We start from the raw sequence: 24388 nt of genomic DNA on the forward strand, positions 1-24388 counted from the left end.
CGGGGCTCAGCGGGGCGGTTCTCCCGGCGGCACCGGGCGCAAGGCCCCGGGCTCCGCGCCGACCTGGCCGGCCAGGATGGCGCGGCCGGCCTCGCTCTCCCGGCCCTGGCCGGTCGCTGCCAGCTTCTGGCCAGGCTTGAAGAGGTCCTTGAAGGGCTCGGAGGTCCCGCTGGGCAGCAGGATGACACTGCCATCCTCCAGGATGGCGCCGGCCACCTCACCCTGCGGCGTGTAATAGGGCTGGCGCACGACGCCCTCGATGGTCAGCGGTACCGCACCCTCGCTGGATTGGCGGCCGGACAGCCGCCAATAGAAGCGGTCGACCACCACCGGCGTCACATCGGCGCTCGGGGCGAAGGCCAGCATGGTGATGACCGGGGCGGTGCGGGCCCGGATACCCCAGACGATGATGGATTTCCCCGCCGGCACCGCGGCACGCACCGCAGCCGCCACATCGGGCGGGAAGACCACCTGGGGCCCCTCCCGGAAGACCAGCGCATCCGTCTCGCCCCGCGGATTAGGCAGGTAGCGCTCCACCGTGCCGGTGAAGGAGGGCAATTGCGTCGGGTCGAACCACAGGTCCGACCCACGGGGCGCCTGCGCCGCGGCAGGCCCGGCCAGCAGGCCGACCGGCACCGCAACCGCCAGCAGCGCCAGCGGCACGCCGCGCCGGCCGGTCGTCATGCGCCGCGAACGACGCCGAAGATCAGCGACACTAGGAAGAGCACGAGGAAGATGGCGAAGAGCACCTTGGCGATGCCGGCGGAGGCCGAGGCGATGCCGCCGAACCCGAAGAGGCCTGCGACCAGGGCGACGACGAGGAAGACAAGGGTCCAGTAGAGCATGGCGACCTCCGCAGGCAGGTTGTTGCGGATCAACGTCACTTCGAGAGGCCGGTTGCGCGTCCTGCGATGGTCCGCAGTTACACCGCTGTCACAGTCTCCGGATCGGCCAAGCCCATCCTAGACAGGCCGGACCCCGCGGGTCACCGCCTGGTAGGTCGCGACCGCCAGGGTGGTCGGATCGAAGGGCTTGGTGATGATGAAGGCGGGCTCCACCGCCTCCCCCGTCAGCAGCCGTTCCGGATAGGCGGTGACGAAGATCACCGGCGCCGTCAGGTCGCGCAGGATGCGCGCCACCGCGCTGGCCCCGTCGCCACCGGCGCCGAGGTTGATATCGGCCAGCACCAGCCCGGGCCGCTCGACCCGGGCGATCTCCACCGCTTCCGCTTCCGTCGCGGCGATGCCGACGACGCTATGGCCGCAGCGCTCCACCAATTCCTGGATGTCGAGGGCGATGATCGGCTCATCCTCGATGATCAGCACCCGGGCGGTGATCCCGGTCCGCAGCCCGTCGCGGGCATGCCGCAGCGCATGCTCGGCTTCCGCCGGAGACACGCGGCAGGCCTGGGCCGCCGCGGTCAGGGGTTGTTCCTCCAGTGCCGTCAGCAGCAGCAGCATGCGCTGCAGCAGCGACATCCCCGCGCTATCCGGCTGCGGGGCCTCGTCGGCCGCCCGCACCGCATCCCCGATGGCACCATAGAGTACGACCCGCGCCTGGGCCCCTTCCGGGAATTCCTCGGTCACGACATGCCGCAGCGCATCCGCCACCACGGCGTCGCCCTGGGCTTGCGTCCCGGTCAGCGCGCGCGCATAGCGCCGTGCATAGGGCAGCGCCCGTATCAATGCGGCCCGGTCGATCGCGCTCATGCCGTTGTCATCCTGCGCACGCGAAGGACATCCTCGCCCCAATCCATGGTGGTTGATATTGAGCATGCCGTGACCGAACAAGCCATGGATCGCGCGTTGCGCACAGCCCTCGCGCAATTGTTGCCTGAGCTCCGAGCCTTCGCCCGCTACCTCTCCGGCTCCCGCAGCGAAGCCGATGACTTGGTGCAGGAAGCCGTCCTGAGGACCCTCAAGGCCCTGGATGGCAAGGCGGAGGGCGTGGACCTCCGCGCCTGGTGCCTCGCCGTCGTCCGCAACACCTTCCATGAGCAGCTCCGGTCCCGCCGGCGCGAACAGCGGCTTGCCGAGGCCTTCCCCGAAGCCGAATCGCCCGCCGACCAGGAAGTGCCCGGCCGCATCCGCGACCTGACCCGGGCCTTGCGCACCCTGCCGCCCCTGCTGCGGGAGGCGGTGATCCTCGTCGGCGCCCAGGGGCTGTCCCATACCGAAGCCGCGGCGATCTGCGACGTCCCGCTCGGCACCATGAAGGCCCGCGTCTCCCGCGCCAGGAAGCTGCTGGCGGAAAAGCTGGATCGCCCTGCTCCCGATCCTGTGTCCGGCTGACGCTCGCGTGATGCATCCCTCTGCCGTTCCCGATCACTCCTCCTCAGACGAACAATGGGGAACGGGACTATGGACGGGACCATCGACACCACTGTGACGCAGACCCACGCCGTGAGCACCGCTGCCGAGTTCCATGGCCAGCTTGTCGCCCTGCTGCCCAAGCTGCGGGTCCAGGCGCTGGCACTGACCCGCAACCGCGCCGCGGCCGAGGATCTGGTCCAGGATGCCGTGGCCAATGCCCTCGCCGCCAAGGACAGCTTCACCCCCGGCACCAACTTCGCCGCCTGGATGCACCGCATCCTGCGCAACCGCTTCATCAGCACCCTCCGCAAGCAGCGCGAGACCACCGACATCGACGATCTTCCGATGTCCGCCTTCGCGGTCAGCGGCGCGCATGAGGACCGGCTGGTCCTGAAGGAACTGAGCCGCGCCCTGGGCCGCCTGCCCTCCGACCAGCGCGAGGCGCTGTTCATGGTGGTGCTGCAGGGCCTGTCCTATGAGGAAGTCGCCCAGGCCACCGGCTGCGCCGTCGGCACCGCGAAAAGCCGCGTCTTCCGCGCCCGCCGCCAGCTGCAGACCTGGCTGACCGGCGAGGAGCACCCGGTGTCCATCTCACGCGAAGGCGTGCAGCGCAGCAGCCGTCCCGAGCCCAGCGCTGTTGGCGAAGCTCGATCCGCGGTCTAATGTGACATGATGCGGAGTTCGGTAACGGTCCTGCCGTGGCCCGTTACCAGCCCGTGCTTGGCGGCCGGGATGATGGGCAAGAGCGACAAGAAGCGTGCAAACAGCCCGGTGAAATCCGGCAATGAGCAGGAGGGCAAGGAGGTGGACCAAGCCTTCGATGTCTGGCTGCGGCGCGGGCTGCACCAATTGTATGACACGGTCGCGCAGGAGCCGATCCCCGAGGATCTGCTCCGCCTGATCGAAGGCGATCGCGAGGCCTCCAAGAAGTAGCCCGCGCGCCGAAACCGATAAGCCGCATCAAACGGCCCGGGCATCGCGCCCGGGCCGTTCGCCGTTCAGGGTGCGGATGGGTCAGGCCGAGAGGGCAGGCTGGATCGCCCCCGGCGCCGTCCGCTCCCGCTTCACCAGCAGCTTGTTCAGGGCATGCACATAGGCCCGGGCCGAAGCGACGATGGTATCGGTATCGGCACCCTGGCCATCGACCATCTTGCCGTCCTCCTCCAGCCGCACCGTCACCCGGGCCTGGGCATCGGTCCCGCCGGTCACGCTCTGCACCGCATAGAGCTTGAGCTGGACCTCATGCGGGAAGGCATGGCGGATGGCGTTGAAGGTGGCATCCACCGCGCCGTCGCCGCTCGCCATGCCGTCGCGCCGCTCGCCATCGACCTCCAGCGCCAGGGTCGCCATCGGCTTGGTGCCGAGCCCGGTCGCGACGGTCAGCGCCGCCAGCTTCACCCGGTCGTTGCCGCGCACCACCTCGTCATCGACCAGCGCCACGACGTCCTCGTCGTAGACGACCTTCTTCCGGTCGGCGAGGTCCTTGAAGCGGCGGAAGGCGTCGTTCAGCTGGTTGTCGCCGACGGTGTAGCCGAGCGTCGCCAGCTTGTCGCGGAAGGCGGCCCGGCCGGAATGCTTGCCCAGCACCAGGCTGTTGGTGGTCCAGCCGACGCTCTCCGGCGTCATGATCTCATAGGTCGAGGCATCCTTCAGCACGCCGTCCTGGTGGATGCCGCTCTCATGCGCGAAGGCGTTGCGGCCGACGATGGCCTTGTTCGGCTGCACGTCGAAGCCGGTGATGGTCGCCAGCAGCTTGCTGGTCTTCAGCAGCTTCTGGTGGATGATGCCGTTGCTATAGGGCAGCGCATCCCGCCGGGTGCGCAGCGCCATCGCCACTTCCTCGAGGCTGGCATTGCCCGCCCGCTCACCGATGCCGTTGATCGTGCTCTCGATCTGGCGGACGCCGGCCTGGATGGCGGCGACGGTATTGGCCACGGCCATGCCCAGGTCGTTGTGGTTGTGCGCGGACAGGATGACCTTCTCGATCCCCGGCACCCGGTTCCGCAGGTCGCGGAAGATGCGGGCCATGTCCTCCGGCATTGAGTAGCCGACGGTATCGGGGATGTTGATGGTCGTCGCCCCGGCCTTGATCGCCGCCTCGACGCAGCGGCAGAGGAAGTCCGGGTCCGAACGGCTGCCATCCTCGGCCGACCACTCGACGTCGTCCGCATGCTGCCGGCCCAGCGTGACGCTGGAGGTGGTGAGATCCAGCACCTCCTCCGGGCTCATCCGCAGCTTGACCCGCATATGCAGCTCGGAGGTCGCCAGCACGATGTGGATGCGCTTGCGGGCCGCGGGCTTCAGCGCCTCGGCGCTGCGCAGGATGTCGGCCGGGTTGGCGCGGCCGAGGCTGGCGACCACCGGCCCGTCCTTGGCGAATTTCCGGGCGATCGACTGCACGCTCTCGAAATCGCCGGGGGAGGCGATGGCGAAGCCCGCCTCGATGACATCGACGCCCAGCTCGGACAGCGCCTCGGCCATCCGCAGCTTCTCTTCCAGATTCATGGAGAAGCCGGGGGATTGCTCGCCATCCCGCAGGGTCGTGTCGAAGAAGATGATCCGGTTGTCGTCCAGCGTGCCGAAGCTGGGATGGGTGATGGCCATGTCACTGGTCCTTTTGGTCGCGCAATACCCGTCGTGGATTTCCCCAGCGCGCAGCCAGGGGCTCAGACCCCCTGAGCGAAGCCGGCCTTCAGCCGAGCGTCACGCCCAGGGGCGGGTAAGTCGAAGAAGGAGGCCAAGGGGAAGGCGCGCGAGGCCGCCGGCGGCAGGGCCGCTGGTCAGGGCATCGATCAGGGTGCGCGCGTTCATGCTGCCGGCACCGTAGCGAGGCGGCCGGAGCCGGGCAAGGGCCTTGGCGCCACGCCTCGAAGGTTTCACCATCCGCCCGGTCCAAGGGGAAACCAGCCGCAATGGCCCATCGCATCCTGCTCTGCCGCAGCCTCCATCCCGCCGGCATGGCGGTGTTGAACGAGCGGGAAGACCTCGACATCGTCGTCCTGCACGACCCGCCGGTCGAGGAATTCCACCAGCACCTCTCCTCGGCCGATGCCGTGCTCTGCTGGCTGGAACGGGTGGATCAGGCGGCCCTTGAGGCGGCGCCGCACCTGAAGGTGGTCTCCCGCTACGGCGTCGGCTTCGATACCGTGGATATTCCCGCCTGCACCGCGCGGGACATCCCGGTCATGGTGGTCAACGGCGCCAATGACCTCAGCGTCGCCGAGCACGCCATGATGCTGATGCTCGGCGTCGCCCGCCGGGTCCTCGACAACCACCGCCATGTCCAGGGCGGCGGCTGGTGGGCGAAGGGCGGCCCGGGGATGGTCGATCTCGCGGGGCGGACGGTGCTGGTGGTCGGCTATGGCCGCATCGGCAGCCGCGTCGCCAACTACTGCCGCGCCTTCCACATGAATGTCCTGGTGATGGATCCCGGCTTCCACCCCGCCCGCATCGCCGCCGATGGCTTCACCCCGGCCCGGGACTTCGCCGCCGCCCTGGCCGAGGCCGATGTGGTGACCCTGCACTGCCCCCTCACCCCCGCGACCCACCACCTGATGGATTCCGCGGCCTTCGCCGCGCTGAAGCCCGGCGCCATCCTGGTGAATACCGCCCGCGGCCCGATCGTCGCCCAGGATGCGCTGGTTGCGGCGCTGCGGAGCGGCCGGCTGCAAGGCGTCGGGCTGGACGTGCTGGAAGTCGAGCCCTCCGATGCCACCAACCCGCTTTATGCGCTGCCCAATGTCCTGGTCAGCCCGCACAATGCAGCCAGCACCGAGGAAGGACTGGCCCGCATGGCCCAGCAGGCGGCCCGGAACATCGTCGATGTGCTCGACGGCAAGCGCGATGCCGCCTTCATGGTAAATGGCGAGCTCGCCGGTTAGGGAGACGACGCATGGATGCCAGGGATTTCGCCGCCATCCTCAAGGCCGAGGGCTTTGCCGAGGCGATGCAGCGCAGGCTCCCCACCGGCGCCGAGACGCCGATCCACCCCATGAATTCGACGCCAAGGTGCTGGTCACCGAGGGCGCCTTCATCCTGGCGAAGGACGGCATCGCCACCACCCACCGGCCGGGCGACATGTTCACCGTGCCGCGGGGCTATCCCCATGCCGAGATCGCCGGTCCCGCCGGCGCCGGCTTCCTGTCGGGCCGCCGTCACCCCACCGGCTGAAAGTCATAGGTCCCGACACCCTGGAGGATGGCGAAGCGGCAGCGCCCGCCATCCTTGCCGGTGACCCGGTGCGCCCGCCTCGCCGGGACGGCGTACATCTGCCCCGGGACCAGTTCTACCACCTCCCGCGGCGCCCGGGTCTCGATCACCATCGGCCCGTCCATGCACCAGAAGGTATCGACCACCTCCGAATGCCAATGCCAGGGCACCTCCTGCCCGGCGGCGAGGGTCAGGATCTGCATGCGGAGCCCGGTCGCCTCGGCGATCAGCTCGCGCTTCTCCAGCGGATAGGCGGCCATCAGGTCTCCTCCGGCCGGAAGCCGCTCTCGGCGATGATCGGGGCCCATTTCTCGTAATCGGCCCGCAGCCGCGCCGCGAAATCCGCGGTCGAGAGCGGATAGGGCCGCATCTCCAGCCGGGCGATTGCCTCGCGGTATTCGCTCGCCGCCGCCGCCTCGACCGCCGCGCGGTTCAGCGCCTCGACCGCCGCGGCCGGGGTGCGGGCCGGCAGGAACAGGCCGAACCACTCGCTGCCGGTCAGCTGCGGGAAGCCCTGCTCGGCGAAGGTCGGCACATCCGGGAAGCGCGGCAGCCGCTGGGTGGAGGACACCCCCGCCACCCGGACCGGCCCGCCGGAATTGGCGGCATGCGGCGCCAGGTCGACCATCGGATGGAAGCTGGTGGCGATGCGGCTGCCGATCAGGTCCTGGATCGCCGGGGCGCTGCCGCGATAGGGGATATGCGTCATCGACAGCCCGGTCGCCTTGGCCACCTGCACGCCGAGGAAATGCAGCATGCTGCCGGCCGCGGCGCTGCTGAAGGGGATCTCCGCCCGGCCCTGGCCCCAGGCGCGGAAATCCGCCAGGGTCGCGGCGCTATTGGCCATCGGCCCGACGCCCATGCCGAAGGGGAATTCCCCCGCCGGCGTCACCGGCAGCAGGTCGGTGAAGGGGTCGTAGCGCAGGGTCGCCGGGCGATAGAGATGCGGGAAGATCACCAGCATGCTCGCCGCCGTCAGCAGGATGGTATTGCCGTCCGGCTCCGCCGCTTTCACCGCCTCCACCGCCAGGCGGCCCGCGGCGCCCACCCGGTTCTCGACGATGACGTTCTGCGCATAGGTCCCGCGCAGCCGCTCCGCCATGAGGCGGGAGGTGGTATCGGCGCTGCCCCCGGCCGGGAAGCCGACGATGATGCGGACCGTGCCGCGCGGCTGCGCCAGCGCCGGTGCGGCCAGCCCGGCGAGCGCCAGGCCCAGCGTGCCGCGGCGTGTCATTGTCGTTGTCATTGGACGTCCCCCCTAAGGCTTCAGCGTTGCGGCGGATGCTCCGCCAGCCAGTGGCGGGCGATATCGGCCCGGCGGCAGACCCAGGTATCCTGGTGCCGCACGACATGGTCGAGGAAGCGCTCCAGCGCCGCCGCCCGCCCAGGCCGGCCGGACAGCCGGCAATGCAGCCCGACCGACATCATCTTCGGCGCCGTCCGGCCTTCCCGGCGGAGGAAGTCGAAGGCATCGGTCAGGTGCTGGGTGAAGCCGTCGTTCGCGGTGAAGCCCGGCGGCACCGCGAATTTCATGTCGTTGTTGTCGAGCGTGTAGGGCACCACCAGCAGCGGGCGGCCGGCGGCCTGGACGTAATAGGGCAGGTCGTCGGCATAGCTGTCGCTGTCATAGAGAAAGCCGCCGTGCTCCGCGACCAGCCGGCGCGTCCGCAGCGAGACCCGGCCGGTATACCAGCCGACCGGCGGGGCGCCGGTGGTCCGCGCGATGGTCTCGACGCAGCGGGCGATCTCGGCCCGCTCCACATGCTCGGGCACGGTGCGGTAGTCGATCCAGCGCCAGCCATGGGACGCCACCTCGTGCCCGGCCTCGGCGAAGGCGCGCGCCGCGGTCGGGTTCAGCTCCAGCGCCCGGCCGACGGCATAGATGGTGAGTGGCAGGTTCCGCTCTGTGAACATCCGCAGGATGCGCCAGACCCCGGCCCGGGCGCCGTAGTCGTATTGCGTCTCCACCGTGATGGCGCGTTCGCCGATGGTCGGCGTGCCGCCGGGGACTTCCTGCAGGTAGACCTCGGAGCCGCGGTCGCCGTTGAGGACGGTATTCTCGCCGCCCTCCTCGTAGTTCAGCACGAAGGACAGTGCGAGGCGGGCGCCGCCGGGCCAGCGCGGGTCGGGCGGGTTGGGGCCATAGCCGAGGAAGTCGCGGGGGTGTTCGGTGTCGCCTGCCAGCAGGTGCGGGTCGTCGCTCATGCGCCGAAGTCTGGCCGGGCCACGGCGGAAGCGCAACAGAAAGAGCGCCACCCCTGCGGATGGCGCCCCCTCTGGCCGGCCTTGTCGGCGTGGCTCAGTTCTTCGCCTTGTCGACCAGGGCGTTCTTCTTGATCCAGGGCATCATGGCGCGCAGCTTCTCGCCGACTTCCTCGATCGGGTGCTCGGACAGCTTGCGGCGGGTCGCCTTAAAGCTGGCCTGGTTCACCTTGTTCTCCAGCATCCAGTCGCGGGCGAACTTGCCGGTCTGGATATCGGTCAGCACACGCTTCATCTCGGCCTTGGTCTCGGCGGTGACGATGCGCGGGCCGGTGACGTATTCGCCGTATTCGGCGGTGTTGCTGATCGAGTAATTCATGTTGGCGATGCCGCCCTCATAAATCAGGTCGACGATCAGCTTCACCTCGTGCAGGCATTCGAAATACGCCATCTCGGGGGCATAGCCCGCCTCGCACAACGTCTCGAACCCGGCCTTGATCAGCTCGACCAAGCCGCCGCAGAGGACGGCCTGCTCGCCGAACAGGTCGGTCTCGCATTCCTCCTTGAAAGTCGTCTCGATGACGCCGGCGCGGCCGCCGCCGATGGCGGAGGCATAGCTCAGCGCGATCTCAAGGCCGTTGCCCGAGGGGTTCTGGGCCAGCGCCACCAGGCAGGGCACGCCGCCGCCGCGCTGGTACTCGGAGCGCACGGTATGGCCCGGGCCCTTCGGCGCGATCATGAAGACGTCGAGGTCGGGGCGCGGGTCGAGCAGGTTGAAGTGGACATTCAGCCCATGCGCGAAGGCGAGCGCGGCGCCCTCCTTCATGTTCGGGCCGAGCGCCTCGCGGTACAGGTCGCCCTGCAGCTCGTCCGGCGTCAGCATCATCACCACATCGGCCCATTTCGCCGCATCGGCCGGAGACATGACCTTGAAGCCGGCGGCCTCGGCCTTGTTCCAGGAACCGCCCTGGCGAACGCCGATGGCGACATCGGCGCAGCCACTGTCGCGCAGGTTCATCGCATGGGCATGGCCCTGGCTGCCGAAGCCGATGATCGCGACCTTCTTGGCCTTGATCAGGTTCACGTCGGCGTCGCGGTCGTAATACACGCGCATGATTGCGCTCCTCCTTACTGGATCGGAAAACTCAGGACTGCAGGCCGCCGGGGCCACGCGCAATGGCGACGACGCCGGTGCGCGAGACCTCCTTCAGCCCGATAGGCTGCATCAAGCCGATGAAGGCATCCAGCTTCTCGCCGGCGCCGGTCATCTCGAAGACAAAGCTCTCGATGGTCGCATCCACCACGCGGGCGCGGAAGGCATCCGCCAGGCGCAGCGCCTCCATCCGGTGCTCGCCGCGGCCGACCACCTTGATCAGCGCCATCTCGCGCGCCAGGTGCGGGCCTTCCAGGGTCAGGTCGCTGACCTTGTGGACCGGTACCAGCCGGTCGAGCTGCGCCTTGATCTGCTCGATCACCATGTCGGTGCCCGAGGTGACGATGGTGATGCGCGACAGCCGGCGATCGGCATCGACCGAGGCGACGGTCAGGCTCTCGATATTGTAGCCGCGGCCGGAAAACAGACCGACGACGCGCGCCAGGATGCCCGCCTCGTTCTCGACGAGCACGGCGATGGTCGCGTTGCGCAGGGTGGTCTCGGACGAATCAGGCATGGGGTACGCCAATAGGCAGGAGTGCGCGCGCGGGGCGTAGCCGCCCCGCGGGTGAACGACAAGGGCGAAACGGTCAGACCAGGACCTTGCCCTCATCCGTCACGCCGGCGACGCCGCCCTGCTGGCCCGGCGCCAGGATCATCTCGTTATGCGCCGCGCCCGAGGGGATCATCGGGAAGCAGTTCTCGTCCTTCGCCACCGCGATATCGGCGATGACCGGGCCGGGATGCGCCAGCATGGCACGGATCGCGTCGTCCAGCTCGGAAGCCTCGGTCACCCGCATGCCGGTCGCGTGGAAGCTTTCGGCCAGCTTGACGAAATCGGGCAGCGACTGGCTGTAGCTCTCGGAATAGCGGCTGCCATGCAGCAGTTCCTGCCACTGCCGCACCATGCCCATGTACTCGTTGTTCAGGATGAAGACCTTCACCGGCAGGCGGTACTGCGCCAGCGTCCCCATCTCCTGGATGTTCATCAGGATGCTGGCTTCACCCGCGATGTCGATGACCAGCGCGTCCGGATGCGCGATCTGTACGCCCATCGCCGCCGGCAGGCCGTAGCCCATGGTGCCGAGCCCGCCCGAGGTCATCCAGCGGTTCGGCTTCTGGAAGCCGAAATACTGCGCCGCCCACATCTGGTGCTGGCCGACCTCGGTGGTGATGTAGGTCTCGCGTCCCGTCTCCTGCGTCAGCTCGTAGAGCCGCTTCACCGCATGCTGCGGCTTGATGATACTGCCTTCCTGGCGGTACTGCAGGCACTCGTTGCGGCGCCAGCCGTCGATGCTGCGCCACCAAGCGTCGATCGCCGCGGTGTCCTGCGGCATCTCCTCGGCCTTCCAGCACTCGATCAGCGCGGCGAGGGTCGCGCCCGCATCGCCGACGATGGCGACGTCGACCTTGACGTTCTTGTTGATGCTGGACGGGTCGATATCCGCATGGATCTTCTTCGACCCCGGCGAGAAGGCATTCAGCCGCCCGGTCACCCGGTCGTCGAAGCGCGCGCCGATGTTCAGCATGACGTCGCAGCCATGCATGGTGAGGTTCGCCTCGTAGGTCCCGTGCATGCCCAGCATGCCGAGGAACTGCCGGTCCTCCGAGGGATAGGCGCCGAGGCCCATCAGCGTATTGGTGCAGGGCATGTTGGTCATGCGGACGAATTCGGTCAGCAGGCGCGACGCCTCCGGCCCCGAGTTGATGACGCCGCCGCCGGCATAGACCACCGGGCGCTTGGCCCCCTTCAGCAGCCGCACCGCGGCGCGGATCTGCGCCATGTCCGGCGCGGTCTGCGGCCGGTAGCTGCGGTGGGCGGCCTGCGGCGCCTCGGAATAGGGACCCTTGCCGATCAGGATGTCCTTCGGCAGGTCGATCACCACCGGACCTGGCCGGCCGGACTTCGCCACGTAGAAGGCCTCGTGCACGATGCCGGCGAGCTTGTTGATGTCCTTGACCAGGTAGTTGTGCTTGGTCGCGGGCCGGGTGATGCCGGTGGTATCGGCCTCCTGGAAGGCATCGTTGCCGATCAGGTGGGTCGGCACCTGCCCGGTTAGGCAGATCACCGGGATGCTGTCCATCAGCGCATCCACCAGGCCGGTGACGGCATTGGTCGCGCCCGGCCCGCTGGTCACCAGCACCACGCCCACCTTGCCGGTGGACCGCGCATAGCCCTCCGCGGCATGCACCGCCGCCTGTTCGTGCCGGACCAGGATGTGGCGAATGGCATTCTGCTGGAACAGCGCATCGTACAGCGGCAAGACCGCGCCGCCGGGATAGCCGAAGATGACCTCGACGCCATTGTCCTTCAGCGCCTGGAGGACGATTTCCGCGCCATTCATGGTGCGGGTCTCGGTCTTCTGGAGGGTGGCGGACATGGCGGGCTCCTCAACACAACATCGCCCCGCCGGGTTGAGCCCCGGGTCGCGGCGGAGGCGGAGGGTTAGACCCCTCGCCGCCGCGCGTCAACGCCGCGATTCAACAAATGCGAAGATTTCTGCCCTCTGGCTTTCCTGAAATTGCGCCAAGCCCTCCACCCGCGCATGGATGATATGCGTGTCGGTCGGGTCGGCCAGCGGATGGTGGCGGAACCAAGTCGCCTGACGCTTGGTGTATTGCCCGGTATGCAGCACCGCGCGGTCGCGCGCCGCCTCCAGCGTCATCGCGCCCTGGATATGGGCCATCAGCTCCGGGACGCCATGGGCCCGCATCGCCGGCAGCGCCGGATCGAGGCCGAGCGCCGCCAGCCCGCGCACCTCCTCCATCGCGCCGCCGTCCAGCATGGCGTCGAAGCGCGCGGCGATGGCGGCCCGCAGCACCTCCCGCGGCGGGTCCAGCCTGATGGCGGCGAAGCGCCAGGGCGCCGGCCCGGTATGCGCCCCTTCCCGCTGCCAGGCCGCCAGGCCACGCCCGGTGCCGAGCAACACCTCATAGGCCCGGGCGATACGCTGGCTGTCGCCCGGCCGCAGCCCGGCGGCGGTCTCCGCATCCAGCCGGGCATGGATGGCGGCGGGGCCGTGCTCGGCCAGTTCCGCCCGGGCCTGGACGCGCGCCGCCGCCGGCACCGGCGGCAGGGTGGACAGCCCCTCGGTCAGCGAGAGGAAATACAGCCCCGTTCCGCCGCAGAGGATCGGCAACGGTGCGGCCGCCATCTCCGCCAGCGCCGCCTCCCGCCACCAGGCGACGCTGGCGGGCTCGGCCGCCAGCCGGACGCCATAGAGGCGATGCGGCACCGCCGCCTCCTCGGCCAGGCTCGGCCGCGCCGTCAGCACCCGCAGCTCCCGGTAGAGCTGCATGGAATCCGCGTTGATGACCGTGCCGCCGAAGCGCTCCGCCAGCGCCAGGGCGAGCGCCGACTTGCCGCTGGCGGTCGGCCCGGCAACCAGCAGCGCGAGCGGGCGTTGCGTCATGCCACGGCCGGCGGCATGGTCCGGCCCGCATGTCCCATATCCTGACCCTGGTCGCCCCCGCGGGGGACCTCGACACCCCGACCCTCGCCCGGGTCCGCGCCGCCCTCTCCACGCTCGGCGCCGATGCCGGCACGCCGGACTGGCTGGCTGAGGCCGAGGCCGCCGACCTTCCCTTCACCAGCCTCGCCCCGGAACAGGCCATCGCGGCCGCCCGGGCCGCGCTGGGCGAAGTCCCGGTCGATGCCATCGCCACCGCAGCCGAAGGCCGCCGCAAGCAGCTTCTGCTGGCGGACATGGACAGCACCATCGTCACCACCGAGACGCTCGACGAAATGGCCGCATTCGCCGGGCTGAAGGACAAGATCGCCGAGATCACCCGCCGCTCGATGAACGGCGAGCTGGACTTCCGCGCCGCGCTGATCGAGCGCGTCGGCATGCTGAAGGGCCTGGACGAAAGCGCGCTGGAGCAGACCTGGGCGGCGACCGAGATCACCCCCGGCGCCCAGGCGCTGGTCGCCACCATGCGGGCGAACGGCGCGCATTGCGCCATCGTCTCGGGCGGCTTCACCTGGTTCACCGGGCGGGTGGCGGAGCGGTTGGGGTTCCATGCCCACTACTCCAACACCTTGAACCTGTCCCATGGCAAGCTGGCCGGCACGGTGGGCGAGCCGATCCTCGACCGCGATGCCAAGCTGGCGACCCTGAAGCGCCTCGCCGCCGAGCACGGCCTGCCGCTGACCGCGGCGCTGACGGTGGGCGATGGCGCCAACGACCTCGCCATGCTGCAGGCCGCCGGCCTCGGCGTCGCCTGGCGGGCCAAGCCGGTGGTGGCCGCCGCCGCCCGCGCCCGGGTGGACCATGCCGACCTGCGCGCCCTGCTGTTCGCCCAGGGCTACCGCGCGGCCGAGATCGTCGCGGCATGAGGCTTGCCTGCCTCCCCCGCGGCAGTGCGGGAGAGGCAGCATGGACATCGGGGTCTTCATTCCCATCGGCAACAACGGCTGGCTGATCTCGACCACCGCGCCGCAGTACATGCCGAGCTTCGACCTCAACCGCGCCGTGGTGCAGAAGGCCGAGGCCTATGGCTTCGACTTCGCCCTTTACATGATCAAGCTGCGCGGCTTCGGCGGCGCCAGCGAGTTCTGGGACCACAACCTCGAAAGCTTCACCCTGATGGCCGGGCTGGCCGCGGTCACGTCCCGCATCCGGCTCTATGCCTCGGTCGCGGTGCTCACCCTCCCGCCGGCGATCGTGGCGCGCATGGCCGCGACCATCGACGACATCTCAGGCGGACGCTTCGGGGTGAACATCGTCTCCGGTTGGCAGCAGGCGGAATACGACCAGATGGGCCTCTGGCCCGGGGCGGAGCATTTCGCCCGGCGCTATGCCTATTGCGCCGAATATGTGCAGATCCTGCGCGACCTCTGGGCCACCGGCCGCTGCGACCTGGATGGCCGGTTCTTCCAGATGCAGGATTGCCGCGTCAGCCCCAGGCCGAAAGGCGCGGTCAAGGTCGTCTGCGCCGGGCAGAGCCCCACCGGCATCCAATTCGCGGCCGACCACGGCGACTATAATTTCTGTGCCGGCGCCGGGGTGAACGACCCGATGCAGACCGCGCCCAATGTCGCCCGGCTGGTCGAGGCGACCGCACGAACCGGCCGGGACTGTGGCGCCTATGTCCTCTACATGGTCATCGCCGCCGAGACGGACGAGGCGGCCCTGGCCCGTTGGGAGCACTACCGGGACGGCGTGGACCTGGAGGCCGTCGCCTGGCTGACCGAGCAGGCCGGCGCGGATACCACGGCGGACGAGACCTCCACCGCCCGCTGGATGGCCAAGGCCAAATCGGCGGTGAATTTCAACATGGGCCTGCTGGTCGGCTCCTACGCCACCGTCGCCAGGCTGCTGGACGAGGCGGCATCGGTGCCGGGGACCAGCGGCATCATGCTGGTCTTCGACGATTTCCTGGCCGGGATGGAGGATTTCGGCCAGCGGGTGCAGCCGATGATGCGCTGCCGGGCGGGGCGGTTTCCCGCCGCCGCCTGACGACCGGGGCCGGTCACCCGGCCCCGCCCTGCTTCAGCCCGGGCTGCCGCGCTCGCCCCGCAGCCGCAGCGGCACGAAGCGCTGGCCCTGCGCCGTCTCGATCAGCAGCAGCGCGCTCGGCCGGTTCTGCCGGCGCAGCGCCTCCAGCCGGGCCACCACCTCCTGCGGCGTGTTCACCCGCTCCTGCTGGACCTCGACGATCACGTCGCCGGGGCGCAGCTCGCGCTCGGCGGCGGGGCTGTCGGGGGCCACTTCCATGATGACCACGCCGCGCTGCTCCGCCTTCAGGCTGAAGCGCTCCCGCGCCTCGGGCGAGATCGGGCCGACCCGCAGGCCGAGGCCCGACAGTTCGGTCGGACGATTGGCCGGCGCCGGCGTCGCCGCGGCCTGCTGCGGCTCGGCCGGCAGCTCGCCCACCGTCACGTTCAGGGTCTGCTCCTTGCCATCGCGCCAGACCACCACCGGGGCCGGCTTGCCGACCGCCGTCTCGGCCACGATGCGCGGTAGCATCCGCATCTCCCGCACTTCCTGCCCGTTGAAGCGCAGGATGACATCGCCGTTGCGGATGCCGCCCGCCGCCGCCGGACCATCCTCCTGCGCCCGCGCCACCAGGGCGCCGCGGCCACCGCCGGTCAGGCCAAGGCTCTCGGCGATCTCGTCGGTCACCTGCTGGATGTTCACGCCGAGCCAGCCGCGCCGCACCTTGCCGCCATCCCGCAGCTGCGCGGTGATGTTGCGCGCCAGGTTGGAAGGGATGGAGAAGCCGATGCCGATCGACCCGCCGGAGGGCGAGTAGATGGCGGTATTGATGCCGACGACCTTGCCTTCCAGGTTGAACAGCGGACCGCCGGAATTGCCGCGGTTGATGGCCGCGTCGGTCTGGATGAAGTCGTCGTACATGCCCTGGCGGATGTCGCGGCCGCGGGCCGAGACGATGCCCGCCGTCACGGTCCCGCCGAGGCCGAAGGGATTGCCGATCGCCAGCACCCAGTCGCCGACCTGCGCCGTGTCGCTGTCGCCGAACTGCACCGCATGCAGCGGCTTGTCGGTCTTGATCCGCAGCACCGCGAGGTCGGTGCGCGGGTCGGTCCCCAGCAGCTCCGCCCGGATGCTCGTGTTGTCCTGCAGGATGACGTTGATCTCGTCGGCGCCGTCGATGACGTGGTTGTTCGTCACCACGATGCCGCTGGTATCGATGATGAAGCCCGACCCGAGCGACTGCGCCCGGCGCGGCCGCTGCTGCTCGGGGCCGGCGCCCGGCCCGCCCGGCTGGCCGGGGCGGTTGCGGTTGAAGAAGTCGCGGAAGAATTCCTCGAAGGGGCTGCCCGGCGGAGCCTGCGGCACCTCCGGCGCATCCGGCCGATTGGCCCGGGCGGCGACATTCTGGGTGGTCGAGATATTCACCACCGCCGGCAGCAGCTGCCGCGCCAGGGGGGCGAAGGATTGCGGCGCATCGCGCATCGGCACGGCTTGCGGCGCCCCGGAATCGGCCGGGGGGGCGCTGGTGGGCGGGGCGGTAATGGCGGGCTGCGCCCGGGGCGACAGCGGCAGGGCAACGAGCAGAGCGGCCAGCGGAACGGCAAGACGGGGGTAGGATGGGCGCATCGGGGACACCTCGAGTGCGAAGGGGGAAGCGCATGCCTCCCGCCGGGCGGCTTGATAGCGAAGATAGGGCATCTGGGTTGCGGCGCCTAATGCGCCAGCCGGAGATGGGGGTGCGACCCGGCGCCGCACCCCCGTCCTGCCGTCAGGGCCGCGCGGCCGGCTCGGCCGGAGGCGCCTCCGCCGGTGCTGCCGTGGGGGCAGCCGGCGGCGTCACCGCCGTAGGGGCAGCTGGCGGCGGCACCGGCGTCGCCGCGGCATCCGGCCGGGTGGCGGTCGGGATGCTGCGGAAGTATTTGAAGAAGTCGCTCTCCGGGCTCAGCAGCAGCCGCGTTTCGCCATCCGAGAAGGCCTCCCGCATCGCCTGCATGGTCCGGGTGAACTGGAAGAACTCCGGGTCCCGCTTGTAGGCATCCGCGAAGATCCGGATGGCGGTCTGCTCGCCCTGGCCGCGCAGGATTTCCGCCTGCGATTGCGCCTCGGCGAGCAGCACGGTGCGGTCGCGCTCGGCCGCCGCGCGGATGCGCTGGGCCTGCTCGGCACCCTCGGCGCGCTGCTCCCGGGCGACGCGTTCGCGCTCCGACTGCATGCGCGACAGGATGGCCTGGGTATTCTCCTCCGGCAGGTCGGCGCGGCGGATGCGGACATCCGTCACCTCGATCCCGAAAGAGCGTGCCTCCGTGTTCACCCGCTGGCGGATCTCACCCATGATCCGGGCGCGGTCCGCCGAAAGCACCGCCAGCAGGGTCTCGCTGCCGAGCGTGTTCCGCAACGTCGAGGAGACGATCGGCCCAAGCCGCAGCCGGATGCCGTTCTCCGTCGCGCCCACCGTCTGGTAGAAGCGCAGCGGATCGGTGATCAGGTAGCGGGTGAAGGTATCCACCACGATCCGTCGCTGGTCGCCGAGAATGACCTCCTGCCCCTGGGCATCGAAGTCCAGCAGCCGGCGGTCGAAGCTGATCACGGTCTGGATGAAGGGGACCTTCATGTTCAGGCCCGGCTCGCGCACCACCCGCCGCGGCTCGCCGAACTGGGTGATCAGCACCTGCTGGGTCTGATGCACCGTGAACAGCGAGGAGGCGGTGGCGAACAGCAGGGCGAGCAGCACGACGGCTGCGATGACGGCGCGGTTCATCGCGGCGTCCCTCCCTGGGTCGTCCGCGGCGTCTGCAGCATCGGCGCGGCCGATGTCGCGGGCGGCGTCGCCGGCCGCTGGCGCTGCGGCTGCTCGGTCAGGTTCAGGAAGGGCACCAGCCCCTGCAGCCGGTCATCCACGATGACCTTCGGGTTGCGCCGCAGGATGTCCTCCATGGTCTCGAGATACAGGCGCCGCATGGTGATGTCCTGGGCCTGCTGATAGGCGCTCAGCACGCTGATGAAGCGGGTCGCCTCACCGCGGGCACGGGCCTCCTGGCTGTCCCGGAAACCCTGGGCTTCCTGCATCATGCGCTCCGCCTCGCCGCGGGCGCGGGGGATGATGTCGTTGCGGTAGGCCTCGGCCTCGTTGCGCTGGCGCTCCTTGTCGGCGGCGGCGCGCTGCACGTCGCGGAAGGCCTCGATGACCGCCGCGGGGGGATCCACCTTCTGCAGCTGGACCTGGGTGATGACCACGCCGGCCTTGTACTGGTCGAGGATCGCCTGGGTGCCCTGGGCCACCTGCGTCTCGATCTGGCCACGCGCCTCGGTCAGCGCCGGCTGGATCGGGGTGCGGCCGATCACCTCCCGCATCATGCTCTCGGCGGCCGACTTGATGGTGACCTCCGGATTGCGGGTATTGAACAGGAAGTCCGGCGCGCTGCCGATGCGCCAGCGGACGACGAAATCGATGTCGATGATATTCTCGTCGCCGGTCAGCATCAGCGATTCTTCGAGCACGTCGCGGCCGGTCCCGGCCCGGGGCGCGCTCGGGTCGCCGGAGCGGAAGCCGATGAAGACCAGGTTCTCGGTCGTGACGCGCGGCGTCTCGGCGACCTCGATCGGCCAGGGCATGTGGTAGTTCAGGCCGGGCTCGTCCCGGTGATGGTAGGCGCCGAAGCGCAGCACCACGCCCAGCTCATCCGGCTGGACCCGGTAGATGCCGCTGGCCCCCCAGGCGCCCAGCGCCAGCACGGCGAGGATCGCCAGCGCCCGGCCGCTGCCGCCCGTCCCCCCGGTCCCCGGGAGAAACAGCGTGGTGCGCAGCCATTCCTGCGCCTTGCGGATCAGCTCGTCGAGGTCAGGTCCCGGGCCACCGGGACCACCAGGTCCGCGACCGCCGCCCGGTGGTCCGGGTGGGGGTGTACCCCACGGCCCGCCCGGTCGGGGGTTTCCCCAGGGGCTGGGTCCGCCGTTGTTCAGCGCCATCGTTTGGTTCGGCCTCCGCTGGTCGTTTATTCGGCCCGCCGCTGCATGGCCCTGGCCGCGCCGATGCGGCACGTTGGGGGCTGGATGCAGGGCGGCGCCCGGCCATATGACACGCCCGGCCGGGCGACGGGTGCCCGCACGCTGCACAGCGCCCTGGCGGGCGCGATATTGTCGGGAACGGGGGGCTTTTCAAGCGATGGGCGAACAACTGGTCGATGCGGTGCGGGCTGCCCTGCGCTCCGTCCGGGACCCGGCGACGGGCCAGGACGTGGTGGAATCGGGCATGGTGCAGGGCCTGGCGGCGCGGGATGGGCTGGTGCAATTCGCCCTCGCCATCCCGCGCGAGCGGGCACGGGAGATGGAACCGCTTCGGCTCGCAGCCGAGAAAGCGGCGGCTGGCGTGGCCGGCGTGCTCAGCGCGACCGCGGTGCTGACCGCGCACCGGGATCCGCAGGGGCCGAAGCCGGGCGGCGCCGGCACCGCCGCGCCGCATGCGCATGGCCCCGCGCGCGCGCCAGCCAAGGCCCCCGCCGGGCAGGGCGCCATGCTGCTGCCGGACGTGAAGAAAATTGTCGCCGTGGCCTCCGGCAAGGGCGGCGTCGGCAAATCCACCACCGCGGTCAACCTCGCGGTGGCGCTGGCCGCGCAGGGCCTGAAGGTCGGGCTGCTGGATGCCGATATCTTCGGCCCCTCCCTGCCGCAGATGCTCGGCACCCGTGAGAAGCCCCGGACCGAGGGCCAGAAGATCATCCCCATCGCCCGCTGGGGGCTGAAGGCCATGTCCATCGGCTTCCTGGTCGAGGAGGAGACCGCGATGATCTGGCGTGGCCCGATGGTCATGGGCGCGCTCGAGCAGCTCATGGGCCAGGTCACCTGGGGCGAGCTCGACATCATGGTGGTGGACATGCCGCCCGGCACCGGCGATGCCCAGCTGACCATGTCGCAGCGGGTGCCGCTGGCCGGCGCCGTCATCGTCTCCACACCCCAGGACGTGGCGCTGATCGACGCCCGGCGCGGGGTGAAGATGTTCGAGAAGGTCAATGTCCCCGTCCTCGGGGTGATCGAGAACATGTCCTACTACTGCTGCCCCAAGTGCGGTGACCGTGCCGACCTGTTCGGCCATGGCGGGGCGCGGGCCGAGGCGGCGAAGATGGGCGTCGAATTCCTCGGCGAGCTGCCGCTGAAGCTCGACATCCGGCTGCTGGCCGATGCCGGCACCCCGATCGTCGCCTCCCGCCCCGAGACGGAGGAGGCGGCGACCTACCGCGCCATCGCCGCCCGGCTCTGGGCCAAGCTGAACGGGGCGGAAGCCCCGGCCGGCCCGCGCTTCGTGGTCGAGTAGCCGCTCAGCCCAGCAACGCATCCGTCTCGGCCCGCCGCGGCATGGCGGCGCCGGGGCGGGTGCAGGCCAAGGCCCCGGCGGCGCTGGCGCGGCGGAGCGCCTCGGGCAGCGGCAGCCCGCGGTCCAGCGCCGCGGCCAGCACGCCGCACCAGGCATCCCCGGCCCCGGTGGTATCCACCACCGGCACCGGAAAGGCGGCAATCCGCAGCAGCCCCGCGGCGGTGGCAACCGCCGCCCCCGCCTCCCCCAGCGTCACCGCGACGTCGATTCCCAGCACCGCGCGCAGCGCCGCCGGCCCGGCGCCGCAGCCGAGCCGTGCGGCGAGCCAAGCCGCCTCATGCTCATTCGCCACCAGCAGGTCGAGCGATCGCAGCGCCTCCGCCGGCAGGGCCGCGGCCGGGGCGAGGTTGAGGAGGATGCGGGCGCCGCGGGCCCGGGCGCGCCGGATCAGCGCCGCGGTCTCCACCGGGTCCACCTCCATCTGCAGCAGCAGGATGGTCGCCGGCGTCAGCGCCGCATCCTCCACCTGCGCCGCCCTGGCCAGCAGGTTGGCGCCGCTGCCGACCGCGATCTGGTTGTGCCCGGCCGGGTCCACGCAGACTGCGGCGCAGGCGGTGGGCGCGGCCACGACGGCGAGGCGGCCGAGGTCGACCTTGGCAGCACGCATCCCGGCAAGCGCCACCTCGGCCAGCGGATCGGCACCGACCGCGCCGGCGAAGGCCACGGCGGCGCCATCGAGGGCTGCGGCACAGGCCTGGTTCGCCCCCTTGCCGCCCGGCAGCGCCTGATAACCCGGCCCCAGGACGGTATGCCCCGGCACCGGCAATTCCGGCAGGGCGAAGACGAGGTCGGCGACGACGGAGCCGAAGACGAGAACCGTCACCGCCGCGGCGCCGTCCAGCGCCCGATCAGGAAGCCCAGCAGCAGCATTCCGCCCAGCAGGGCCACCACCTCCCCGAACAGCGCATGCGCCAGCGGCAGGCCGATCATCACCGCGAAGACCAGGATGCCGACCCAGAGCCAGCGCCGCCACCCCGCCAGCGGCGAATCATCCACGCCGGCCCGGGCCGCCTTCCGCGGCGGCGTCGCCCGGCCCGGAGGCCGCGCCGGCGCCCGCGTGGTGCGGGGCTTCGCTGCCGGGCGGGCCGCGCCGCTCATTCGCCGAACATCCCCTCGGCCCGGTCGTAGAGCCGGCCGATCAGGCTGGCGAAGACCGGGTCCACCGCCATGGCCGGCCCCATCCGCGGCGCCGTCGCCGCGGCGCTGACGCCATGGTCCCGCCAGGCCTGCCCGCCGCTGAGCACGTTCTGCATGAAGCCCTGCATCCGGTCGCAGGCCGTGGCGAAGCGGGCCTCGGCCGTCTCGCCCGCCTCGAATTCCTCCCAGAGCCCGCGCAGCCGGCCACCCAGCTCCGCCGGCAGCGCACCGAAGACCACATCGGCCGCCGCCGCCTCCCGCGCCGCGGCGGTCGCCTGCCCGGCCGGGTCATAGGCATAGGTATCGCCGGCCTCGATCTCGACCAGGTCATGCACCGCCGCCATGCTCAGCGCCCGCGCCAGGTCGACCGGCTCCGCCATCTCGCCATGCAGCAGCAGGGCGACCAGCGCCAGGTTCCAGCTATGCTCGGCCGAATTCTCCCGCCGGGTGGTCCCGTCGGCCAGCACCACGCGGCCACGCCGTTCCACCTGCTTCAGCCGGTCGGCCAGGGCCAGGAAGTCCAGGATGGCGGCCGCGCGGTCCGGGGTCATGCCACGGGACGGCCCAGCGTCTCCATCAGCTCCCGCCACTCGCGCTTGGACAGGCCGCTGCCCTGCTGCGGCACGTCCTCCCCGGCCAGCAGGCGGCGCACCACCGCCAGCATGCCCGCCGAGAGCGTCGCCGCGCCCATGCGGTAGTCGAGGAAGGCGGCATGGCAGGCGGGGACCCAGGCCTTCACCGTCTCCAGCATGGCCTCGGCATAGACGCGGATCTCGTATTGGGCATGCGAATCCGCCCGCAGCGACAGGAAGTGCAGCAGGTTGTTCAGGTCGGTCTTCCAGTACCACTGGGTATAGGTGTTCAGGGTCAGGTTCATCCGCGCCAATTCGCGCGCCAGCCCCTGCCGGCCGGGGTCCACCGGTTCGCCCTGGGCATCCTCGTTCAGCATCCAGGCATAGTGGTCGTAGGTCTGCATCGCATCCCGGCGCAGCAGGTCCAGCACCGCCGCCGCTTCCTCCCCGGCCAGCACCGCGCCGCGGCCCTGGCGGTTGTCGCTGGACTGGGCGGCGAGCTGGTCCGGCGCGGGGAGGTAGAATTCCCGGTCGAGGATGGAATAGCGGGCGGAATATTCATTCACGTTGGCGGTGCGATGGCGGATCCACTGCCGCGCGATGAAGATCGGCAGCTTCACGTGGTACTTGATCTCGCACATCTCGAAGGGCGTGCTGTGGCGATGCCGCATCAGGTAGCGGATCAGCCCGCGGTCCTCGTTCGCCGCCCGTGTGCCGCGGCCATAGGAAACCCGGGCGGCCTGCACCACCGCCGCATCGTCGCCCATGTAGTCCACCACCCGGACGAAGCCATGGTCCAGCACCGGCATGGCCTGGAACAGCAGGGCCTCGAGGGCCGGGACGGTGGGGCGGCGGGTGGTATGCTCGGCCGCGCGGGCGGCGGCGATTTCATCGCGCTGAATCGGGGTAAGGGCCATGGCGGCGTTTTACCCAGCGGGACGGCCTTCGCCCAGGACGATCTCACACTGGATCTGTCGTGCCGCCGTCGAACTGTGGCCCGGATGCATCGCCTGGCCACTCTCGACAACGTGCGTGCGGATAGACCTCGAAAGCCACGCCGATACCACGTAACTAAGCCGGGTCGCTTCGGCGTCTATGGTGATAAACACGGCTTGGAATAATCGTTGCGGACCCGGGGGCAGTGCCCGGCGTCTCCACCAGTGCTCCTCCGTCGCAAGACGAGAAGCGTTCCGGGGACGAAACAGGCTCGACGCGCGTGGTAAAGAAGCCGCTTTTGCCCGGCATGGTTCCGCCGTCATCGGGCCGATTCTAAGTGCGAACGATAACAGCCGTGAGGCTGTCGCACTCGCTGCCTAGGAATAGGTAAGCGCGGTTCGGGGGGCACCGGGCAACAGAAGCCCCCCACTTTCCCATTATTTCATCGTTGATCCAAAATAAACGAAGGCTCCCACTTCCGTGATTGAAGGCATTTGATTTATATGAGCGAGGGGAGTTCGATTCATGAGCGATTCGCCGGCCCGGCCAGATAGCCAAATGCCTTACGCCCTGTGGACCGAAGAAGCGCTGCGCGCCGTCGTGCAGGACGCGCTGACCCATGTCGCGAAACAGGGCCTGCCCGGCGACCACCACTTCTATCTCACCTTCCGTACCGACTTTCCCGGCGTCAGCATCCCCGGCCATCTCCGGGCCCGCTATCCGCAGGAAATGACCATCGTCCTGCAGCACAAATTCTGGGACCTCGCGGTGGACCGCGGCACCGGCTGCTTCTCCGTCGGCCTGTCCTTCGGCGGCGTCCCCGCCATGCTCACCGTCCCCTTCCGCGCCCTCACCGCCTTCGCCGACCCGCATGTCCGCTTCGGCCTGCGCTTCCAGGCCGCCATGCCGGAAGCCGCCGCCGAGCCGGAGCCCGAGGCTCCCGCCGCGGCCGCCGGCCCGCAGGTCGTCAGCCTCGACGCCTTCCGCCGCCGCCCGGCCCGCGACTGACACCACAAGGACGGGCGCGACGGTTGGCTTGAACCCGCGCCTGGGGTAAGCCC

At 70.1% G+C, this 24388-nt stretch carries 27 protein-coding genes and 1 other RNA gene; 10 read left to right on the forward strand and 18 right to left on the reverse strand.

Translation table 11 applies throughout. The annotated features are described in order from the left end of the window. Window positions 1–6 precede the first annotated feature (6 nt). The 3 genes from AC0IW9_RS08400 to AC0IW9_RS08410 form a co-directional block, all read right to left on the reverse strand. A complete protein-coding gene (locus tag AC0IW9_RS08400) occupies window positions 7–684 on the reverse strand; it encodes a hypothetical protein (RefSeq protein ID WP_471647769.1) in 678 nt (225 codons plus the stop codon). Continuing rightward, a complete protein-coding gene (locus tag AC0IW9_RS08405; protein WP_471647770.1) occupies window positions 681–845 on the reverse strand; it encodes a DUF1328 domain-containing protein in 165 nt (54 codons plus the stop codon). Before AC0IW9_RS08405 ends, AC0IW9_RS08400 begins: the two co-directional genes overlap by 4 nt. Window positions 846–962: 117 nt before the next feature. Next, the gene (locus tag AC0IW9_RS08410) at window positions 963–1709 is read right to left on the reverse strand and encodes a PhyR family response regulator anti-anti-sigma factor (RefSeq protein ID WP_471647771.1); all 747 of its coding nucleotides are present in this window, start codon (window positions 1707–1709) and stop codon (window positions 963–965) included. A gap of 96 nt (window positions 1710–1805) precedes the next feature. On the opposite strand from AC0IW9_RS08410, the gene AC0IW9_RS08415 reads away from it, so the two are divergent. The 3 genes from AC0IW9_RS08415 to AC0IW9_RS08425 all read left to right on the forward strand — a co-directional run bounded on the left by AC0IW9_RS08415 (window position 1806) and on the right by AC0IW9_RS08425 (window position 3245). Then, window positions 1806–2291, forward strand: coding sequence for a sigma-70 family RNA polymerase sigma factor (locus AC0IW9_RS08415; protein ID WP_471647772.1), 486 nt, complete (start codon window positions 1806–1808; stop codon window positions 2289–2291). 69 nt (window positions 2292–2360) lie between these two features. Beyond that, window positions 2361–2975, forward strand: a complete 615-nt coding sequence (locus AC0IW9_RS08420) for a sigma-70 family RNA polymerase sigma factor (protein WP_471647773.1) — start codon at window positions 2361–2363, stop codon at window positions 2973–2975. Between the two features lie 69 nt (window positions 2976–3044). Further along, entirely contained in the window at window positions 3045–3245 is a 201-nt protein-coding gene (locus AC0IW9_RS08425) for a NepR family anti-sigma factor (protein WP_471647774.1), read from the forward strand. 81 nt (window positions 3246–3326) lie between these two features. Here the strand turns inward: AC0IW9_RS08425 and AC0IW9_RS08430 are convergent, their stop codons facing one another. Continuing rightward, window positions 3327–4916, reverse strand: coding sequence for a 2-isopropylmalate synthase (locus tag AC0IW9_RS08430; RefSeq protein WP_471647775.1), 1590 nt, complete (start codon window positions 4914–4916; stop codon window positions 3327–3329). A 308-nt stretch (window positions 4917–5224) separates the two neighbouring features. On the opposite strand from AC0IW9_RS08430, the gene AC0IW9_RS08435 reads away from it, so the two are divergent. Then, window positions 5225–6193, forward strand: a complete 969-nt coding sequence (locus tag AC0IW9_RS08435; protein WP_471647776.1) for a hydroxyacid dehydrogenase — start codon at window positions 5225–5227, stop codon at window positions 6191–6193. Between the two features lie 127 nt (window positions 6194–6320). Further along, window positions 6321–6482 (forward strand): hypothetical protein, encoded by a 162-nt coding sequence (locus tag AC0IW9_RS08440; RefSeq protein ID WP_471647777.1) that lies wholly within the window; start codon window positions 6321–6323, stop codon window positions 6480–6482. On the opposite strand, the gene AC0IW9_RS08445 is transcribed toward AC0IW9_RS08440, so the two are convergent. The 7 genes from AC0IW9_RS08445 to miaA all read right to left on the reverse strand — a co-directional run bounded on the left by AC0IW9_RS08445 (window position 6467) and on the right by miaA (window position 13289). Continuing rightward, a complete protein-coding gene (locus AC0IW9_RS08445; RefSeq protein ID WP_471647778.1) occupies window positions 6467–6781 on the reverse strand; it encodes a cupin domain-containing protein in 315 nt (104 codons plus the stop codon). The two genes, AC0IW9_RS08440 and AC0IW9_RS08445, sit on opposite strands and share 16 nt — an antisense overlap. Continuing rightward, window positions 6781–7755, reverse strand: a complete 975-nt coding sequence (locus tag AC0IW9_RS08450) for a tripartite tricarboxylate transporter substrate-binding protein (protein WP_471647779.1) — start codon at window positions 7753–7755, stop codon at window positions 6781–6783. The genes AC0IW9_RS08445 and AC0IW9_RS08450 overlap by 1 nt, the downstream gene beginning before the upstream one ends. 32 nt (window positions 7756–7787) lie before the next feature. Continuing rightward, window positions 7788–8726: an allantoinase PuuE gene (puuE, locus tag AC0IW9_RS08455; protein WP_471647780.1), complete on the reverse strand. Its 939-nt coding sequence runs from the start codon at window positions 8724–8726 to the stop codon at window positions 7788–7790. A gap of 94 nt (window positions 8727–8820) precedes the next feature. Next, complete coding sequence (ilvC, locus tag AC0IW9_RS08460) at window positions 8821–9837, reverse strand: ketol-acid reductoisomerase (protein WP_471647781.1); 1017 nt, start codon at window positions 9835–9837, stop codon at window positions 8821–8823. 31 nt (window positions 9838–9868) lie between these two features. Further along, window positions 9869–10393 carry an acetolactate synthase small subunit gene (ilvN, locus tag AC0IW9_RS08465; RefSeq protein WP_471647782.1) on the reverse strand — a complete coding sequence of 175 codons (525 nt, stop codon included), beginning with the start codon at window positions 10391–10393 and terminating at the stop codon, window positions 9869–9871. Window positions 10394–10466: 73 nt separating this feature from the next. Further along, window positions 10467–12257: an acetolactate synthase 3 large subunit gene (locus AC0IW9_RS08470; protein ID WP_471647783.1), complete on the reverse strand. Its 1791-nt coding sequence runs from the start codon at window positions 12255–12257 to the stop codon at window positions 10467–10469. Window positions 12258–12344: 87 nt separating this feature from the next. Continuing rightward, window positions 12345–13289: a tRNA (adenosine(37)-N6)-dimethylallyltransferase MiaA gene (gene miaA / locus AC0IW9_RS08475; RefSeq protein ID WP_471647784.1), complete on the reverse strand. Its 945-nt coding sequence runs from the start codon at window positions 13287–13289 to the stop codon at window positions 12345–12347. A gap of 29 nt (window positions 13290–13318) precedes the next feature. Here miaA and serB point away from each other — a divergent pair, with 29 nt between their 5' ends. Next, window positions 13319–14212: a phosphoserine phosphatase SerB gene (gene serB / locus AC0IW9_RS08480; protein ID WP_471647785.1), complete on the forward strand. Its 894-nt coding sequence runs from the start codon at window positions 13319–13321 to the stop codon at window positions 14210–14212. Between the two features lie 40 nt (window positions 14213–14252). Then, entirely contained in the window at window positions 14253–15335 is a 1083-nt protein-coding gene (gene rutA, locus AC0IW9_RS08485) for a pyrimidine utilization protein A (protein WP_471647786.1), read from the forward strand. A 33-nt stretch (window positions 15336–15368) separates the two neighbouring features. On the opposite strand, the gene AC0IW9_RS08490 is transcribed toward rutA, so the two are convergent. The 3 genes from AC0IW9_RS08490 to hflK all read right to left on the reverse strand — a co-directional run bounded on the left by AC0IW9_RS08490 (window position 15369) and on the right by hflK (window position 19280). Continuing rightward, a complete protein-coding gene (locus AC0IW9_RS08490) occupies window positions 15369–16940 on the reverse strand; it encodes a DegQ family serine endoprotease (RefSeq protein WP_471647787.1) in 1572 nt (523 codons plus the stop codon). 142 nt (window positions 16941–17082) lie between these two features. Next, on the reverse strand, window positions 17083–18072 hold the full coding sequence (gene hflC / locus AC0IW9_RS08495; protein ID WP_471647788.1) for a protease modulator HflC: 990 nt from the start codon (window positions 18070–18072) through the stop codon (window positions 17083–17085). Further along, complete coding sequence (gene hflK, locus AC0IW9_RS08500) at window positions 18069–19280, reverse strand: FtsH protease activity modulator HflK (protein WP_471647789.1); 1212 nt, start codon at window positions 19278–19280, stop codon at window positions 18069–18071. The genes hflC and hflK overlap by 4 nt, the downstream gene beginning before the upstream one ends. Before the next feature lie 196 nt (window positions 19281–19476). Between hflK and AC0IW9_RS08505 the strand changes: the two genes are divergently transcribed. Beyond that, the gene (locus AC0IW9_RS08505) at window positions 19477–20622 is read left to right on the forward strand and encodes an Mrp/NBP35 family ATP-binding protein (protein WP_471647790.1); all 1146 of its coding nucleotides are present in this window, start codon (window positions 19477–19479) and stop codon (window positions 20620–20622) included. 4 nt (window positions 20623–20626) lie between these two features. On the opposite strand, the gene AC0IW9_RS08510 is transcribed toward AC0IW9_RS08505, so the two are convergent. Genes AC0IW9_RS08510 through thyX form a run of 4 tightly spaced genes read right to left on the reverse strand, consistent with a single transcriptional unit; the run spans window position 20627 to window position 23308 of the window. Further along, complete coding sequence (locus AC0IW9_RS08510; RefSeq protein WP_471647791.1) at window positions 20627–21505, reverse strand: PfkB family carbohydrate kinase; 879 nt, start codon at window positions 21503–21505, stop codon at window positions 20627–20629. Beyond that, on the reverse strand, window positions 21502–21780 hold the full coding sequence (locus AC0IW9_RS08515; protein ID WP_471647792.1) for a hypothetical protein: 279 nt from the start codon (window positions 21778–21780) through the stop codon (window positions 21502–21504). The genes AC0IW9_RS08510 and AC0IW9_RS08515 overlap by 4 nt, the downstream gene beginning before the upstream one ends. Further along, window positions 21777–22370 carry an HD domain-containing protein gene (locus AC0IW9_RS08520; RefSeq protein WP_471647793.1) on the reverse strand — a complete coding sequence of 198 codons (594 nt, stop codon included), beginning with the start codon at window positions 22368–22370 and terminating at the stop codon, window positions 21777–21779. The genes AC0IW9_RS08515 and AC0IW9_RS08520 overlap by 4 nt, the downstream gene beginning before the upstream one ends. Next, on the reverse strand, window positions 22367–23308 hold the full coding sequence (gene thyX / locus AC0IW9_RS08525; RefSeq protein WP_471647794.1) for an FAD-dependent thymidylate synthase: 942 nt from the start codon (window positions 23306–23308) through the stop codon (window positions 22367–22369). The genes AC0IW9_RS08520 and thyX overlap by 4 nt, the downstream gene beginning before the upstream one ends. Before the next feature lie 124 nt (window positions 23309–23432). Here thyX and ssrA point away from each other — a divergent pair. Next, window positions 23433–23758, forward strand: a transfer-messenger RNA (tmRNA) gene (gene ssrA / locus AC0IW9_RS08530). 94 nt (window positions 23759–23852) lie between these two features. Next, window positions 23853–24335, forward strand: coding sequence for an SspB family protein (locus AC0IW9_RS08535; RefSeq protein WP_471647795.1), 483 nt, complete (start codon window positions 23853–23855; stop codon window positions 24333–24335). Window positions 24336–24388 lie beyond the last annotated feature (53 nt).

Source organism: Belnapia sp. AC561 (genome assembly GCF_979252845.1).

Bases quoted from the DNA above. Each gene is read 5' to 3' on its own strand.
- AC0IW9_RS08400 (WP_471647769.1), bottom strand. From the start codon at position 684: ATGACGACCGGCCGGCGCGGCGTGCCGCTGGCGCTGCTGGCGGTTGCG.
- AC0IW9_RS08405 (WP_471647770.1), bottom strand. From the start codon at position 845: ATGCTCTACTGGACCCTTGTCTTCCTCGTCGTCGCCCTGGTCGCAGGC.
- AC0IW9_RS08410 (WP_471647771.1), bottom strand. From the start codon at position 1,709: ATGAGCGCGATCGACCGGGCCGCATTGATACGGGCGCTGCCCTATGCA.
- AC0IW9_RS08420 (WP_471647773.1), top strand. From the start codon at position 2,361: ATGGACGGGACCATCGACACCACTGTGACGCAGACCCACGCCGTGAGC.
- AC0IW9_RS08425 (WP_471647774.1), top strand. From the start codon at position 3,045: ATGATGGGCAAGAGCGACAAGAAGCGTGCAAACAGCCCGGTGAAATCC.
- AC0IW9_RS08430 (WP_471647775.1), bottom strand. From the start codon at position 4,916: ATGGCCATCACCCATCCCAGCTTCGGCACGCTGGACGACAACCGGATC.
- AC0IW9_RS08435 (WP_471647776.1), top strand. From the start codon at position 5,225: ATGGCCCATCGCATCCTGCTCTGCCGCAGCCTCCATCCCGCCGGCATG.
- AC0IW9_RS08445 (WP_471647778.1), bottom strand. From the start codon at position 6,781: ATGGCCGCCTATCCGCTGGAGAAGCGCGAGCTGATCGCCGAGGCGACC.
- AC0IW9_RS08450 (WP_471647779.1), bottom strand. From the start codon at position 7,755: ATGACACGCCGCGGCACGCTGGGCCTGGCGCTCGCCGGGCTGGCCGCA.
- puuE (WP_471647780.1), bottom strand. From the start codon at position 8,726: ATGAGCGACGACCCGCACCTGCTGGCAGGCGACACCGAACACCCCCGC.
- ilvC (WP_471647781.1), bottom strand. From the start codon at position 9,837: ATGCGCGTGTATTACGACCGCGACGCCGACGTGAACCTGATCAAGGCC.
- ilvN (WP_471647782.1), bottom strand. From the start codon at position 10,393: ATGCCTGATTCGTCCGAGACCACCCTGCGCAACGCGACCATCGCCGTG.
- AC0IW9_RS08470 (WP_471647783.1), bottom strand. From the start codon at position 12,257: ATGTCCGCCACCCTCCAGAAGACCGAGACCCGCACCATGAATGGCGCG.
- miaA (WP_471647784.1), bottom strand. From the start codon at position 13,289: ATGACGCAACGCCCGCTCGCGCTGCTGGTTGCCGGGCCGACCGCCAGC.
- serB (WP_471647785.1), top strand. From the start codon at position 13,319: ATGTCCCATATCCTGACCCTGGTCGCCCCCGCGGGGGACCTCGACACC.
- rutA (WP_471647786.1), top strand. From the start codon at position 14,253: ATGGACATCGGGGTCTTCATTCCCATCGGCAACAACGGCTGGCTGATC.
- AC0IW9_RS08490 (WP_471647787.1), bottom strand. From the start codon at position 16,940: ATGCGCCCATCCTACCCCCGTCTTGCCGTTCCGCTGGCCGCTCTGCTC.
- hflC (WP_471647788.1), bottom strand. From the start codon at position 18,072: ATGAACCGCGCCGTCATCGCAGCCGTCGTGCTGCTCGCCCTGCTGTTC.
- hflK (WP_471647789.1), bottom strand. From the start codon at position 19,280: ATGGCGCTGAACAACGGCGGACCCAGCCCCTGGGGAAACCCCCGACCG.
- AC0IW9_RS08505 (WP_471647790.1), top strand. From the start codon at position 19,477: ATGGGCGAACAACTGGTCGATGCGGTGCGGGCTGCCCTGCGCTCCGTC.
- AC0IW9_RS08515 (WP_471647792.1), bottom strand. From the start codon at position 21,780: ATGAGCGGCGCGGCCCGCCCGGCAGCGAAGCCCCGCACCACGCGGGCG.
- AC0IW9_RS08520 (WP_471647793.1), bottom strand. From the start codon at position 22,370: ATGACCCCGGACCGCGCGGCCGCCATCCTGGACTTCCTGGCCCTGGCC.
- thyX (WP_471647794.1), bottom strand. From the start codon at position 23,308: ATGGCCCTTACCCCGATTCAGCGCGATGAAATCGCCGCCGCCCGCGCG.
- AC0IW9_RS08535 (WP_471647795.1), top strand. From the start codon at position 23,853: ATGAGCGATTCGCCGGCCCGGCCAGATAGCCAAATGCCTTACGCCCTG.